Genomic DNA, 13,107 nt, shown 5'->3' with positions numbered 1-13,107 from the left:
CCGCGCACCTGAGGTGCGCTACAGGACAAAGAGCTCCTCTTGATGAGGCTACTCGACGATGGTGACGCCCATGGAACGGGCGGTGCCGGCAACGATACGCTTGGCATGGTCGATGTCGTTGGCATTGAGGTCGGGCATCTTGATCTCAGCGATCTTGGTGAGCTGCTCGTCGGTGAGCTGGCCGACCTTGTCGCGCTGAGGGACGGAAGAACCGCTCTTGATGCCCAGCTCCTTCAAGATGAGCTTGGCTGCGGGAGGGGTCTTGCACACGAAGTCGAAGGTGCGGTCTTCGTAGACAGAGATCTCCACAGGGATAATGTCGCCAGCCTGATCCTTGGTGGCAGCATTGAACGCCTGGCAGAACTGCATGATGTTGACCTGGGCAGCACCCAGGGCGGGGCCTACCGGAGGAGCGGGGTTGGCAGCGCCAGCGGGGATCTGAAGCTTGATGAACTTAGCGACCTTTTTCTTAGGGGCCATCGTTAGTGCCTTTCGTACGTTGTTGCAATGCTCTATCCAAGATGCCCCACAGAAGCGTTTCTCACCAAAACGAAGGGCATCAAAGAAGCCTTGTAGTCATGCCTAAGGCGCCAGGGTATCCTCGCGCCTTAGGCAAAGCTATGGTTAGTGGATGATAGACACCTGGTCGGCATCTACTTCCACCGGAGTCTCGCGCCCAAAGATCATGACCATGACCTTGAGCTTGCCAGTCTCCGGATTGACCTCGGATACCGTACCATCGAAATCTGCCAGGGGGCCAGATTCCACATGGACCGCTTGACCGGGCTCAAAATCAGTGACGGTACGGCGAGGAGCTGCTTCGCCCTCCTTGGCGCCATGGCCCATCATCTTTTTGAACTCGGCGCGAGTAAGAGGCGCGGGCTTGCCGTCAATGCCCACGAAGCCGGTCACGCCCGGGGTGTTACGCACTACAGACCAGGAATTGTCGTCTGCCTCCATGCGCACAAGCACGTAACCCGGGAACACTTTGTTCTCCTTGGTCTCGCGCTTGCCGCCCTCCTTGACCTCCGTGACCTCCTCTACGGGGATCTGGATGTCAGTCACTTGACGGCCCAAGCCATAGGACTCGATTCGACGTTCAAGGTCGTTCTTGACCTTGTTCTCGTAACCGGAGTAGGTGTGGATGACGTACCAATGCTTGGCCATGTTAGCCCCTCAAGCCAGAGAAGCCGATAAGGGCAGCCACAACGCCAGAATCGATGAGCCAGGTCGCAACGCCAAAGATCACCAGGATCACAATGACAGCCACTGTGTAGCTCTTGAGATCGGCAGGAGTGGGCCAAGAGACGCGGCGCATCTCTGAGCGGACATCGCCAAAGTAGTTGCGCACACGCTGGAAGAAACCAGGCTTGCCGCTCTTCTTCACAGCCTTAGTGCTCGTATCCTTGGCGGGGGCTGCAGGCGTCTGCTTTTGCGCCAGTGTCTGAGCCTCGGCGCGCTGACGCTCAGCCTGACGTGCCTTACGAGCAGCTCGCTTGTTGCGCTCCTTGTTTGCCATGGACGGCATCCTCCGAGAATCAGTGTAGACAGATAAAAAAACCGGCCCGTCCCTTGAGGGAGGGCCGGTGGTAATAGCTGGCAGGCCAGGTAGGACTCGAACCCACAACAAACGGTTTTGGAGACCGCCGCTCTACCATTGGAGCTACTGGCCTGTGAGTGACCCTCTTATCTTAGCGGGTCTCTTTGTGCACCGTATGGTGACCGCACCAACGGCAGTACTTCTTGAGCTCCATACGCTCAGGATGAGTGCTCTTGTTCTTATAGGTGGTGTAGTTGCGACGCTTGCAATCGCTGCAGGCGAGGGTGACGAGAGTACGCATGAATAAGTCCTTCCAGAGGTGCAGGCCGCGATGAGCATGCAGAGTCACGGCGCGAGTGATTACGCTACCATCATTGCGACGGTCCGTCAATGGTAGATAGTGCGAAATCCATCGATACACGGATTGGCCGCAATTGACCCTCCTCTAGAGGGCGTGTGGCGCAGCCATTAAAAAGCCCGACGCATCTGGAAAAGATGCGCCGGGCTCACAAAAATCAAAGAGAGAAGTTACTCAATGATGGTGGCAACACGGCCGTCACCTACGGTGTGGCCGCCCTCGCGGATAGCGAAACGCAGGCCCTCCTCCATGGCGATGGGGTGAATGAGCTCACCGGTAATGGTGACATGATCGCCAGGCATAGCCATCTCGACGCCCTCAGGCAGGGAGATGTTGCCGGTTACGTCAGTGGTGCGGAAGTAGAACTGAGGACGATAACCATCGAAGAACGGGGTGTGACGGCCGCCCTCCTCCTTGGTCAGAACGTAGACCTCAGCGGTGAACTTCTTGTGAGGGGTCACAGAGCCGGGCTTGCAGAGAACCTGGCCGCGCTCGATCTCCTCGCGCTTAACACCACGAAGCAGGATGCCCACGTTGTCGCCAGCCTCGCAGAAGTCCATGGACTTGCGGAACATCTCGATGCCGGTGGCCACAGAAGAAGAGGTGGGCTTGATGCCAACGATCTCGACAGGGTCGTTGAGACGCAGCTGACCGCGCTCGACACGGCCGGTAGCAACGGTGCCACGGCCAGAGATGGTCATGACGTCCTCGACGGCCATCAGGAAGGGCTTCTCGTTGTCGCGGGCAGGGGTGGGAATGTAGTTGTCCACCTCGGTCATGAGGGCACGAATCTGCTCGACCCACTTCTCCTCACCGTTGAGGGCGCCCAGTGCGGAGCCGCGGATGATGGGCAGGTCGTCGCCGGGGAAGTCGTACTCGGACAGGAGGTCGCGGGTCTCCATCTCGACCAGGTCGATAAGCTCCTCGTCGTCAACCATGTCGCACTTGTTGAGGAACACGACGATGTAGGGCACGCCCACCTGACGGGCAAGCAGGATGTGCTCGCGGGTCTGAGCCATGGGGCCATCGGTAGCGGCGATAACCAGGATGGCACCGTCCATCTGAGCTGCACCAGAGATCATGTTCTTGATGTAGTCAGCGTGACCAGGGCAGTCCACGTGAGCATAGTGACGATTCTCGGTCTCGTACTCAACGTGAGCGACGGAGATGGTAATACCACGCTCGCGCTCCTCGGGAGCCTTATCGATGTCCTCGAATGCGGTGAAGTTTGCCTTGCAGCCAGGGGTCTCGGAGAGAACCTTGGTGATAGCGGCCGTCAGCGTGGTCTTGCCGTGGTCGACGTGGCCGATAGTGCCAATGTTGACATGCGGCTTAGTACGCTCAAACTTCTCCTTGGCCATGTGAGTTCCTCCTTCTGGAAACAGGGTTCTCTGTTTCGCAGCCAATGATGCCTAACTTTATATGCCTAACGGCACGCGCCTAGAAGGCCCGTGCCGCTTGAACGCTGGTAGCGGTGACTGGATTCGAACCAGTGACGCCGCGGGTATGAACCGCGTGCTCTGACCAACTGAGCTACACCGCCGTGCTTGAAATGGAGCCCGCGACCGGATTCGAACCGGTGACCTCTTCGTTACCAACGAAGTGCTCTACCGACTGAGCTACACGGGCATGGTGGGGATACTTGGACTCGAACCAAGGAACCCAGAGGGAGCGGATTTACAGTCCGCCGCAGTTGCCGCTGTGCCATATCCCCAAGTTTTCAAGCAATGCAAGGCTCGCGGCCCTGCAACGCGGAAAGAATACTACGACCTACGGAGAAAGATGTCAACGTATTCCCCTGAGCCGGGCGTATCCCTCCCATTAGTTCTTCACAGGTGGCATAAAACCCCAGGTAAACGAAGTGCCCACACTACCTATTTAGGGTACTGTGGGCACGCAATTGCCTGGAGCTGATGACAGGATTCGAACCTGCAACCGGCTGATTACAAGTCAGCTGCTCTACCGTTAGAGCTACATCAGCGACACGGAAGACATTCTAACCCAACCTTGCCCAAGGCTCTACCGTCGCCAAGAACCCAATCTGGCTCTGTTGTTAGCCTTCTAGCTTTTTCGTCTGCCCAAAAGGGCATCTAGTTTGGCGCGCGTGGCTGGATCTATGCGATCTGCCAAGGTCATCTTGGATAGAGAGCGCTCTTGGCGCTCCGCCTCGATGCCAGCGTTCATCACTTGCACCTCATGGACCATCATTCGGCTGGACATGCGGGTGACACCCGCTCCTTCCACCGTGGCTTGAATGGTGGCGTCACCGGTCACCACGGTGACAAGACGTCCAGTTTCGCGGGCTTGGGTCACCAGCTCTTCAATGACAGAGTCTGCAGACACCCCTCGCCGAGAAAAGACAACCCTCACCCCTGCGGCTCTTGTCTCCGGCCTCTCGTCGCTTTGGTTGTTGGCGCCGTCATAGACGATCACGGGGTCAAAAGAGCCTTGAGCAAAGGCAGCCACGTCGGCAAGGAGCGCCTGGCGCGCCCGATTGAAAGGATCATTTCCCAGACGGCTCTGAGGAGCCTCTTTGTCGAAGAGCGCCTCATAGCGAGGGTCTGCATAGAGCACGTTGTAGCCATCTACCACGAGCAAAGGTAAAGATGAGCGCTTAGCCATTGATCTTCTCGGCCGCCCCAAACGAGCCGATGCCCGTATCGTCGCCCAGCGGATCAAAGGTATCCTGGGCCTTCGCCTCCTCGAGATCGGCGGTGTCGGCGCCTCCGGTGGTGCGACGCAGCCACTCGTAGGCCATGACCGTGGCCGCTTGGGCCACATTGAGAGACTCCACCTGGCCGCGCTGAGGCAGGCGGCAGGAGAAGTCGCAACGATCCATCACCAGGCGGCTCACACCATCGCCTTCAGAGCCCATGACCAGGCAGAAGCGACCGCCCATGGGGGCGCTCCACAGGGTATCAGCAGCGTGCTCTGAGGCTGCTCCGGCCCAGAACCCAGCTTCCTTGAGGCGGTCCACCGCCTTGGCGATATTGGGCACTTGGGCGATGGGCACATGGAACACGGCCCCTGCAGAGGTTTTATAGGCTCCCACTCCCACCGAGGCAGCGCGGTCTCGAGCGATGATAACGCCGGAGGCGCCCACGACCTCGGCAGAGCGGACGATAGCCCCCAGGTTGCCTTCGTCCACCACGTGGTCGAGCACCACTACCAAGGCGTCTCCATCGCCGGCGGCAGCGACAATGTCCTCGATGTCTGCATAGGGAAAGGCTGCGAGCTCCACCATGATGCCTTGGTGGGCGCCGTGGCTCGACAGGCCGTCCAACCGAGCTTTGGACACCCGGTCCACACGGATGCCCTCGGCCTCAAACTCCGCCGCCATGCGCGCCAGCTTGGGGTCTTGGTTGCCCTTGCTCACCGCAATGAGCGCCCGTTTGATAGGGATATTGGCTGCCAGCACCTCGTCCACCGCGCGACGGCCTTCGACCAAGTTCTTGCTGTCGACAGAGGAGATGCGGGGGCTGTTGCTTCCCTTGGCCCCGCGGGCCGAGAAACCCTTGCCGCCTCGACCTGCCTTATTTGTGCCCTTCTTGGGAGAGGCAGCCACTTTACCGGCGATGCCCGCCTTGCGGCCGTCCGGGCTTCGCCACTGGCGGCCGTCCTCGCTGCTCCAGGCTCTGGTTCCTTGCGGCTTGGAGTTCTTTTTTGAAGACCCAAAACCCTGGGCGCGACCCGAGCGGCCAGACTGGGCTCCTCGAGAGCCTCCGCGTCCTTGCATGTGCTGTGCCATGACTATCCTTTCGACCCGCGCCGCTGCCTTGACGCTCCCCCTGCCTGCCCTCAAAAGCCGTGCCTCCCAAGAGCTCCTCTTGAAGGCCGGCAGAAAAGTGAGCCTGTTTAGGCCTGCTGGCGCGTAATACGCGTACCGGCAGCCGTATCCTCTACTACGAGACCCAGCGCGTTGATACCGTCACGAATAGCATCGGCCGTCGCCCAGTTCTTCTCCTGGCGCGCCTGTGCGCGGGCTTCAATGAGCGCAGATACCGCTTCTGTAGGGTCATTACCCTCATAGCCGGCCACCTCGCGGGCCAGTTCGACAACTTCTAAAGGATATTCATTATCGGCGGGGCGCACAGACTCTACGCCCAAGACGCCCAGAAGCTCGATGAGAGTATCCATGGCCCGCAAGGTCACCGAGGTGGAGACCTGGTTTTTCGCCTGGTCAAGATAGGTGTTTGCCTTGGTGGCCAGCGCAAAGATGGCAGCCAGTGCCGCCGAGGTGTTGAAATCGTCGTCCATGGCGCCCACAAAGGCTGAGCGCGCCTCGTCGATGGCTGCGGCCAACTCTTGCGCAGCTTGGGCATCTTGCCCAGAGGCGTCCTCGGATTGCTCGGCGGCCCACTTGAGGTTCTTGACGGTCCCGCGTAGACGCTCCAGGCTCTGGCAGGTGCCCTCAAGCCGGCTGAAGGAGAAATCCAACGGCGAGCGATAGTGGGTTTGCAGCATCAGCAAGCGCAGGGCGTCGGCGGGATAGCGGTCCAGCACCTCTTTGAGGGTGTAAAAATTACCCAGCGACTTGCTCATCTTCTCACCGTCCACCCTCAGCATGCCCGTGTGCATCCAAAGATTGGCCAGCGGCTCATGCCAGCAGGAGGTGGCCTGCGCGCACTCGTTCTCATGATGCGGGAAGATAAGGTCAGAGCCGCCGCCATGGATATCGATGGGAGTGCCCAAGTAGCGATGGACCATGGCCGAGCACTCGGTATGCCAGCCAGGACGCCCAAGCCCCCAAGGAGATTCCCAAGCCGGTTCGCCAGGTTTTGCGGCTTTCCACAGCGCAAAGTCCAGAGGGTCGTTCTTATCGGTATTTTCTTCGATGCGAGCGCCCACCAAAAGCTCATCGACATTGCGGCCCGAGAGATTGCCGTAGGTTTCGCAGCTACGTACCGAGAAGTACACGTCTCCGTTGTCGGCAGAATAGGCATGTCCCTGATCGATGAGGCCTGAGATCATGTCGATCATGGCGTCGATCTCTTGGGTGGCACGAGGGCGGATGTCGGGGGCAAGGACGCCCAGGCGGTCCATCTGCTCGATGAACGCGTCGGAGTAGGTGCGGGCCAGCTCGGCGGCAGAGACGCCCTCCTCGGAAGCTCGTTGGATGATCTTGTCGTCAACGTCGGTGAGGTTTTGGGCGAAGGTCACCTGATAGCCCTTATAGATGAGGTAGCGTCGAATCACGTCGAAGGACAGGAAGGTACGGCCATTGCCAATGTGAATCTGGTCGTAGACCGTGGGGCCGCAGACATACATGGAAATATGATCCGGCTCGACGGGCACGAGCTCCTGCTTCTTGTGAGTCTGGCTGTTGTAGATGAGCATGGCTACTCCTTGGAGGCGTCGGCATCGTTTGCCTGTGCCTTTGGCTTTTGGGCTGTTTGGGATAGTACCGCATCCGCTAAAGGCGCGGCGGCCGAACCGGATTGGCGCAAGATCGTCTTTGAGGTCTCAAGCTTCGTTGGCGGCTGGGGAGACTGAGCGCGCAGTTCCGCCACTTCTTCCTCCAGCTGAGCGATGCGTGCGCTCAGGATGTCCATGGTTTGCTCGACAGGGTCTGGCAGATAGGAGCGACGACGGCCGTCGTTGGCGGCAGCGCCTCTGTGAACCCGCACGCCGCAACGGGTGGTGATATGGCCGGGGATGCCCACCACCGTGCAACCTTCCGGCACGTCTTTTACCACCACGGCACCGCCGCCCACCTTGGAGTCGTTGCCCAAGGTAATGTCGCCAAGCACGGCAGCCCCCACGCCTACCGTCACACGGTCGCCCAACGTGGGATGGCGTTTGCCCGTCTGCTTGCCAGTGCCACCCAGAGTCACCCCCTGATACACCATGCAGTCATCGCCGATGATGCAAGTCTCGCCGATAACGATGCCCATGCCATGGTCGATGATGAAACGGCGCCCAATGGTGGCTCCCGGGTGGATTTCCACGCCAAAACGGTGACGGGAGAGCGTAGAGAGGCACCGGGCCAAGAGCCGGTGGCCATGAGTCCAGAGCCAATGCTGGCGCCTATAGGCCCAGATGGCCCGCATGCCCGGAGAGTTAAGCAGGATAGAGACGGTTGAGGTAGCGGCGGGATCATGAGCGCGAAAAGCTTCGATATCTTCTTTTAGTCGAGCAAACAAAGGAGATCCAATCGTTAGCAGGGACGGCTTTCGAGAAGGCACACCGCCCAAGCCTCCATACCCTCTTCACGGCCCACAAAACCCAAACGCTCTGTGGTAGTGGCTGCGAGACCCACAGAGTCGACGGGGACCTTGAGGGCGCCTGCCATCGCCTGGCGCATGGCCTGACGATAGGGGGCCAGCTTAGGAGCCTGGGCGGCGATGGTACAGTCGCAGTCCAAAAGCTCATAACCCAGGGCGCGAACCCGATCCATCACCTGGGCGAGCAGTCCCAAGGAATCGGCTCCTTCATAGGCGGGGTCCGTGTCAGGGAACAGCTGCCCGATATCCCCTAGCCGCGCTGCCCCGCAGATCGCATCCATCAGGGCATGAACGCATACGTCGGCATCCGAGTGGCCCAAAAGCCCCCGCCCGCAAGGAATGGCGACGCCTCCCAACACCAGGGGGCGGCCCTCTTGGAATCTATGGACGTCGTATCCATGGCCTATCCTGAGCATCTAGCACACTCCTCTGAGACTTCGGGCTCCTAGCTCTGCCTCGATAAACGCAAAATCATCTGGCACAGTGAGCTTGGGATTGATGCGCTGGGCGCTTACCAATGCTACCGATAAACCCATGGCCTCCACCACAGAGGCGTCATCGGTCACCGAGAGTCTATGGTAAGCGGCCTGCCGGTAGGCTTCGCGCAGCAAAGGCGCCCTGAAGAGCTGGGGCGTCTGGGCGCTCCACAGGCAGGAGCGGTCTTGGGTAGACTCGATGATCCCGTCGTGAGCCCGCTTGATGGTGTCTGTGACAGGCCAGCCGGCAATGGCCCCGGCCAAATTCTCATCCTGCCGCACGCGTCGAGCCACTGCATCGAAGGTCTCTGGGGTGGTGAGAGGACGCGCCCCATCTTGCACTGAGATGAAGGGGATTTGCGGCGACACGCACATAATGCCCGCCTGGCAGCTTTCTTGACGGGTGGCGCCACCGTCCACCAGCATCACCGGATGGGAAAGATCGAGAGCTGCCACTGCCTCAACCATGGCGAGGCGATCTTGCGGACGACACACCAAGGTAAGGGATAGGGTGGATTGGGCCTTATCTGCAGCTAAAAGCGACCAGGCCAACAGAGGGCGTCCTGCGATGGGGACCAGCGCCTTGCCTCGGGGATCGCCAAAGCGCTCCCCTGAGCCACCGGCCACTATGACCACCGCCACGTCGCTTTGGGCCCCGCATGCTTTGAGGTGGCAGGCGCTAGGGGCCGTCTGACAGAGCCCCATGGCTACTCCTTTCGACCCCACATGCGGTAAAGGCTGTCGGCCAAGATGCCGGGCTTTTGGACGCCAATGTCGTCTAGGCGGCTTGGATTGTTCTCGATGTCGTCCATGAGCTCTTGGAGGTTGCCGTACTCGTCGACGATCTTGTCGGCCATACCCTCGCGCACCACCGAGATGCGAGAAAGGGTGCGCAGGCCCAGAGGCGCCATGATGGAGTCCTCATTGAGGCCCTCGTAACCCAAAAGCGTGCCCACCTTTTTGGCGGAGTGAAGCGAGGAGGCTTCCACGTTATGGAAGAGCTCGCGCACCCTGAGGGCGTTTTCCTCGGAGGAATCGTGGGCGTAGTCGCGGATCATGAGGGTGTATTCCTCATCCATGTCGCCCACCAGCTGCTCGCGCTGCATGGCGATGGTGCGGCCCTCGGTGCCCAGCTGGTCGATGAGGTCGTCCAGCTCTTCTGTGGCCACCATGAGCACCTCGAAGTAGAAGAAGATCTTGGAGATGTCTGCCAGGGTGACATAGTTGTCCAGCTCAAGGGTGGTCAGGCGCAACAGGTTGCGGTCAAGCGACTGGCGCGTGGCTTGAAGGGTCACCAGCAGCTGGTTGACCATGGTCATGAGCTCTGCCACGGTCTTGATCTCGAAGGAGCGGCCTCCTAAAAACACGTTGACCACCTGCCGGCGCTCGGAGACCGAGATCACCATGGCATTGGTAAGCAAGCTCATGCGGGCTGCGGTACGGTGACGCATGCCCGTCTCGCTGGTGGGCAGCGAAGGGTCGGGGTTCAAGTGGAAATTGGCCCTTAAGATTTGGGTGAGGTCGCGATCGATGACAATGGCGCCGTCCATCTTCGAGAGCTCGAAGAGGCGGTTGGCCGTAAAGGAGATGTTGAGCGGGAAGCCGTCGTTTCCTGCCGCAAGCACCGCCTCTTGATCGCCCACGCAGATAAGAGCGCCCAGGCGACCGGCGATGATCATGTCGAGCGCGCGTCTCAGAGCGGTGCCAGGGGCCGTTTCTCGCATGGCGCGCTCCATGCGTTGGTCTAGGGATTGCGTTTCTTGATGCTCGCCCATAACTCACCCTCTTCTGCCTATGGCCGCCCGCTGGCAGCCTTCGCCCTCGGCGCTGTTCTTACCCTAGCAAAGCTGGAGCCTCTTAGCGGCCCGCGACCTTGAAGAAAAAAGCGCTCGCCCCACACAGGCGAGCGCTTGAAAGACTTGGGGCTTAGGCACCGGCCTCAGCAGAGCCGGTACCCGCAGCGATGGGTCCTCGACGAGAAGAAGCGGAGCCCGAAGGCAGGCCCTTGGAGCCCGACGAGAACTCGGGGGCAGGGATGTCACCGGTGCCGTGGGTAAAGGAGAGCTTATGGCCCTCTTCATCAAAGTCCACCAGGACGATCTCCCCTGCCGACCAGCCACCCTCCAAGAGCTCTTCGGCCAGAGGGTCCTCGATGAGGGTTTGGATGGCGCGGCGCAAAGGACGGGCACCATAGATGGCATCGGTGCCCTCTTGAGCCACAAAGTCGCGAGCAGCATCCGTGAGCTCGATGGACATGCCCTCCATCACCAAGCGTCGACGAAGGTCGGCCACCATGAGATCGACGATCTCGCGCAACTGCTCCTTGGAGAGCGACTTGAAGACCACGATCTCGTCCACACGGTTCAAGAACTCCGGACGAAACTGACGCTTGAGCTCGGCGGTCACCCGCTGTTTGATATCGGAGTCGGAGAGCCCGGCGTTGTTGCCAAAGCCCATGGGCGCGGTAGTGGCGATCTCGCGGGCACCGATGTTGCTGGTCATGATGATGACGGTGTTGGAGAAGTCCACCTTGCGACCCTGCCCGTCGGTGAGACGCCCCTCATCCAGGATCTGCAGCAAGATGTTGAAGACATCGGGATGCGCCTTCTCGATCTCGTCGAACAGCACCACCGAGTAGGGCTTGCGACGCACGGCCTTGGTGAGCTCGCCGCCCTCGTCATAGCCCACGTATCCCGGAGGCGCGCCCACCAGCTTGGAGACGGCGAACTTCTCCATGAACTCGCTCATGTCGAAGGTGATCAGCGCGTCTTCGCTGCCGAAAAGGAATTGCGCCAGGGACTTGGCGAGCTCTGTCTTACCCACGCCGGAGGGGCCTAGGAAGATGAAGGAGCCGCCAGGACGGCGCGGGTCTTTGAGAGGCGAGCGGCTGCGGCGGATGGCTCGAGCCACAGAGGACACGGCCTCCTCCTGACCTATCACCCGCTCGTGGAGGACCTTCTCGGCACGGAGAAGCTTGGAAGCCTCTTCCTCGGTGAGGTTGGAAACCGGCACGCCGGTGATGAAGCTCACCACGTCGGCGATGTCTTGAGCGCCCACCTCGACGCAGACTGAGTCCAACTCTTCGTGCCACTTCTCTTCCAGCTGCTCGCGGCGCTCTCCCAGCTCCTTCTCCTTGTCGCGGAGAAGAGCGGCCTGCTCGAACTCCTGGGCCTTGGCAGCCGCGGCCTTCTCTTCTTTGATGCGAGCCAGCTCAGCATCGCAGGCCAGGATCTCCTCGGGCACCACCACGCGGTGGACGCGGGTGCGGGCGCCGGCCTCGTCGATGACGTCGATGGCCTTGTCAGGCAGGAAGCGATCCTGGATGTAGCGGCTGGAGAGCACGGCAGCCGAGGTCAGGGCCTCGTCGGTATAGTGCACATGATGGTGCTTCTCGTAGCGCTCGCGCAGCCCCTCGAGGATCACCACAGTGTCTGCCACGGAGGGCTCGTTGATGTAGACCGGCTGGAAGCGGCGCTCGAAGGCTGAGTCCTTCTCGATGTGCTTGCGGTACTCGTCGATGGTGGTGGCGCCAATGACCTGGATCTCCCCGCGAGACAGGGGCGGCTTCAAGATGGAGGCGGCGTCGATGGAGCCCTCGGCAGAGCCGGCGCCAATGAGTGTGTGGATCTCGTCGATGAACAGGATGTCGTCCTGAGACTCCATGACCTCGTTGACCACGTTCTTAAGGCGCTCTTCGAACTCACCGCGGTATTTGGAGCCGGCCACCAGCGCGGCCATGTCCAGCGTCCAGATTTGCTTGTTGCGCAGGACCTCGGGCACCGCTCCGTTGGCGATGAGCTGAGCGAGCCCCTCGGCAATGGCAGTCTTGCCAACACCGGGGTCGCCCAGGATGAGCGGGTTGTTCTTTTGGCGGCGTGCCAGCACCTGCATAACACGCTCTACCTCGGAGTCGCGGCCAATGACCGGATCCAGCTTGCCCTCCTGGGCAGACTTGGTGAGGTTGCGGCCGTACTCTTCAAGCATGGAACCATCCACGCTGGAAGGGCCGCCCATGATGTCAGATCCCGTACGCACATCTGCCATGGCAGGGCGGCTACGAGGATCGGGGTTCTCGTTCATAAGGCTGTTGACGGCGTTGCGCACGGCATCGCCGGAGACGCCCATGCGAGAGAGGGCTTCCATAGCCACGCCGTTACCTTCGCGCACGATGCCCAACAGCAGGTGCTCGGTAGAAATATAGGTTTGGCCGCGAGAGATGGTCTCGCGGTAGGCGCCCTCAAGCACACGCTTGGCACGAGGGGTGAAGGGGATGTGCCCGCCGGGCACGGGCTCGGCTTCGCGGCGGGTAATCTCGCGCACGATGGCCATGGTCTCGTCATAGGACACATCTAAGCCTGCCATGGCCTGGGCAGCGATGCCGTCGCCCTCTTTGATGAGGCCAAGCAGCAGGTGCTCGGTGCCCACATACATTTGGCCCAGTTCGCGCGCCTCGTCTTGAGCGAGGCTCATGACCTTGCGGGCCTTCTCGGTAAACTTGTCAAACATAGA

Annotated in this window: 13 protein-coding genes and 5 tRNA genes; all 18 read right to left on the bottom strand. The window is 60.4% G+C overall.

Features of this window, described 5'->3' with window-relative positions; genetic code table 11:
- Positions 1 to 48 precede the first annotated feature (48 nt).
- Positions 49 to 480 carry a 50S ribosomal protein L11 gene (rplK, locus tag OR601_RS02325; RefSeq protein ID WP_265592074.1) on the bottom strand — a complete coding sequence of 144 codons (432 nt, stop codon included), beginning with the start codon at positions 478 to 480 and terminating at the stop codon, positions 49 to 51.
- Between the two features lie 144 nt (positions 481 to 624).
- Positions 625 to 1,167, bottom strand: coding sequence for a transcription termination/antitermination protein NusG (gene nusG, locus OR601_RS02320; protein ID WP_136012367.1), 543 nt, complete (start codon positions 1,165 to 1,167; stop codon positions 625 to 627).
- Position 1,168: 1 nt separating this feature from the next.
- On the bottom strand, positions 1,169 to 1,519 hold the full coding sequence (gene secE, locus OR601_RS02315; RefSeq protein WP_265592073.1) for a preprotein translocase subunit SecE: 351 nt from the start codon (positions 1,517 to 1,519) through the stop codon (positions 1,169 to 1,171).
- Positions 1,520 to 1,597: 78 nt separating this feature from the next.
- A tRNA-Trp gene (locus OR601_RS02310) sits at positions 1,598 to 1,673 on the bottom strand.
- An 18-nt stretch (positions 1,674 to 1,691) separates the two neighbouring features.
- Positions 1,692 to 1,841 carry a 50S ribosomal protein L33 gene (gene rpmG, locus OR601_RS02305; protein WP_136012365.1) on the bottom strand — a complete coding sequence of 50 codons (150 nt, stop codon included), beginning with the start codon at positions 1,839 to 1,841 and terminating at the stop codon, positions 1,692 to 1,694.
- 227 nt (positions 1,842 to 2,068) lie between these two features.
- The gene (tuf, locus tag OR601_RS02300) at positions 2,069 to 3,259 is read right to left on the bottom strand and encodes an elongation factor Tu (RefSeq protein ID WP_136012364.1); all 1,191 of its coding nucleotides are present in this window, start codon (positions 3,257 to 3,259) and stop codon (positions 2,069 to 2,071) included.
- A gap of 105 nt (positions 3,260 to 3,364) precedes the next feature.
- Positions 3,365 to 3,441 (bottom strand) — tRNA-Met (locus OR601_RS02295).
- Positions 3,442 to 3,451: 10 nt separating this feature from the next.
- Positions 3,452 to 3,527 (bottom strand) — tRNA-Thr (locus OR601_RS02290).
- Position 3,528: 1 nt separating this feature from the next.
- Positions 3,529 to 3,612: transfer RNA gene (locus tag OR601_RS02285), tRNA-Tyr, on the bottom strand.
- 191 nt (positions 3,613 to 3,803) lie between these two features.
- Positions 3,804 to 3,879: transfer RNA gene (locus tag OR601_RS02280), tRNA-Thr, on the bottom strand.
- 80 nt (positions 3,880 to 3,959) lie between these two features.
- The gene (locus tag OR601_RS02275; protein ID WP_265592072.1) at positions 3,960 to 4,520 is read right to left on the bottom strand and encodes an NYN domain-containing protein; all 561 of its coding nucleotides are present in this window, start codon (positions 4,518 to 4,520) and stop codon (positions 3,960 to 3,962) included.
- Positions 4,513 to 5,646: a 23S rRNA (guanosine(2251)-2'-O)-methyltransferase RlmB gene (rlmB, locus tag OR601_RS02270; RefSeq protein ID WP_265592071.1), complete on the bottom strand. Its 1,134-nt coding sequence runs from the start codon at positions 5,644 to 5,646 to the stop codon at positions 4,513 to 4,515. The genes OR601_RS02275 and rlmB overlap by 8 nt, the downstream gene beginning before the upstream one ends.
- 107 nt (positions 5,647 to 5,753) lie before the next feature.
- Positions 5,754 to 7,235: a cysteine--tRNA ligase gene (gene cysS / locus OR601_RS02265; protein ID WP_265592070.1), complete on the bottom strand. Its 1,482-nt coding sequence runs from the start codon at positions 7,233 to 7,235 to the stop codon at positions 5,754 to 5,756.
- Positions 7,236 to 7,237: 2 nt separating this feature from the next.
- The gene (cysE, locus tag OR601_RS02260) at positions 7,238 to 8,041 is read right to left on the bottom strand and encodes a serine O-acetyltransferase (protein WP_265592069.1); all 804 of its coding nucleotides are present in this window, start codon (positions 8,039 to 8,041) and stop codon (positions 7,238 to 7,240) included.
- A gap of 14 nt (positions 8,042 to 8,055) precedes the next feature.
- The gene (gene ispF / locus OR601_RS02255) at positions 8,056 to 8,538 is read right to left on the bottom strand and encodes a 2-C-methyl-D-erythritol 2,4-cyclodiphosphate synthase (protein WP_136012361.1); all 483 of its coding nucleotides are present in this window, start codon (positions 8,536 to 8,538) and stop codon (positions 8,056 to 8,058) included.
- Positions 8,539 to 9,303 carry a 2-C-methyl-D-erythritol 4-phosphate cytidylyltransferase gene (ispD, locus tag OR601_RS02250; RefSeq protein WP_265592068.1) on the bottom strand — a complete coding sequence of 255 codons (765 nt, stop codon included), beginning with the start codon at positions 9,301 to 9,303 and terminating at the stop codon, positions 8,539 to 8,541.
- 2 nt (positions 9,304 to 9,305) lie between these two features.
- Positions 9,306 to 10,373: a DNA integrity scanning diadenylate cyclase DisA gene (gene disA, locus OR601_RS02245; protein ID WP_265592067.1), complete on the bottom strand. Its 1,068-nt coding sequence runs from the start codon at positions 10,371 to 10,373 to the stop codon at positions 9,306 to 9,308.
- Between the two features lie 151 nt (positions 10,374 to 10,524).
- Positions 10,525 to 13,104, bottom strand: coding sequence for an ATP-dependent Clp protease ATP-binding subunit (locus OR601_RS02240; protein WP_265592066.1), 2,580 nt, complete (start codon positions 13,102 to 13,104; stop codon positions 10,525 to 10,527).
- Between the last annotated feature and the right edge of the window lie 3 nt (positions 13,105 to 13,107).

Source organism: Leptogranulimonas caecicola, from assembly GCF_023168405.1.
In the GTDB taxonomy this organism is placed as follows: domain Bacteria; phylum Actinomycetota; class Coriobacteriia; order Coriobacteriales; family Atopobiaceae; genus Leptogranulimonas; species Leptogranulimonas caecicola.
This window is presented reverse-complemented; position numbering and strand designations above follow the sequence as displayed.

Bases quoted from the DNA above. Each gene is read 5' to 3' on its own strand.
- nusG (WP_136012367.1), bottom strand. From the start codon at position 1,167: ATGGCCAAGCATTGGTACGTCATCCACACCTACTCCGGTTACGAGAAC.
- ispD (WP_265592068.1), bottom strand. From the start codon at position 9,303: ATGGGGCTCTGTCAGACGGCCCCTAGCGCCTGCCACCTCAAAGCATGC.
- rpmG (WP_136012365.1), bottom strand. From the start codon at position 1,841: ATGCGTACTCTCGTCACCCTCGCCTGCAGCGATTGCAAGCGTCGCAAC.
- ispF (WP_136012361.1), bottom strand. From the start codon at position 8,538: ATGCTCAGGATAGGCCATGGATACGACGTCCATAGATTCCAAGAGGGC.
- rlmB (WP_265592071.1), bottom strand. From the start codon at position 5,646: ATGGCACAGCACATGCAAGGACGCGGAGGCTCTCGAGGAGCCCAGTCT.
- tuf (WP_136012364.1), bottom strand. From the start codon at position 3,259: ATGGCCAAGGAGAAGTTTGAGCGTACTAAGCCGCATGTCAACATTGGC.
- OR601_RS02275 (WP_265592072.1), bottom strand. From the start codon at position 4,520: ATGGCTAAGCGCTCATCTTTACCTTTGCTCGTGGTAGATGGCTACAAC.
- rplK (WP_265592074.1), bottom strand. From the start codon at position 480: ATGGCCCCTAAGAAAAAGGTCGCTAAGTTCATCAAGCTTCAGATCCCC.
- OR601_RS02240 (WP_265592066.1), bottom strand. From the start codon at position 13,104: ATGTTTGACAAGTTTACCGAGAAGGCCCGCAAGGTCATGAGCCTCGCT.
- cysS (WP_265592070.1), bottom strand. From the start codon at position 7,235: ATGCTCATCTACAACAGCCAGACTCACAAGAAGCAGGAGCTCGTGCCC.
- secE (WP_265592073.1), bottom strand. From the start codon at position 1,519: ATGGCAAACAAGGAGCGCAACAAGCGAGCTGCTCGTAAGGCACGTCAG.
- disA (WP_265592067.1), bottom strand. From the start codon at position 10,373: ATGGGCGAGCATCAAGAAACGCAATCCCTAGACCAACGCATGGAGCGC.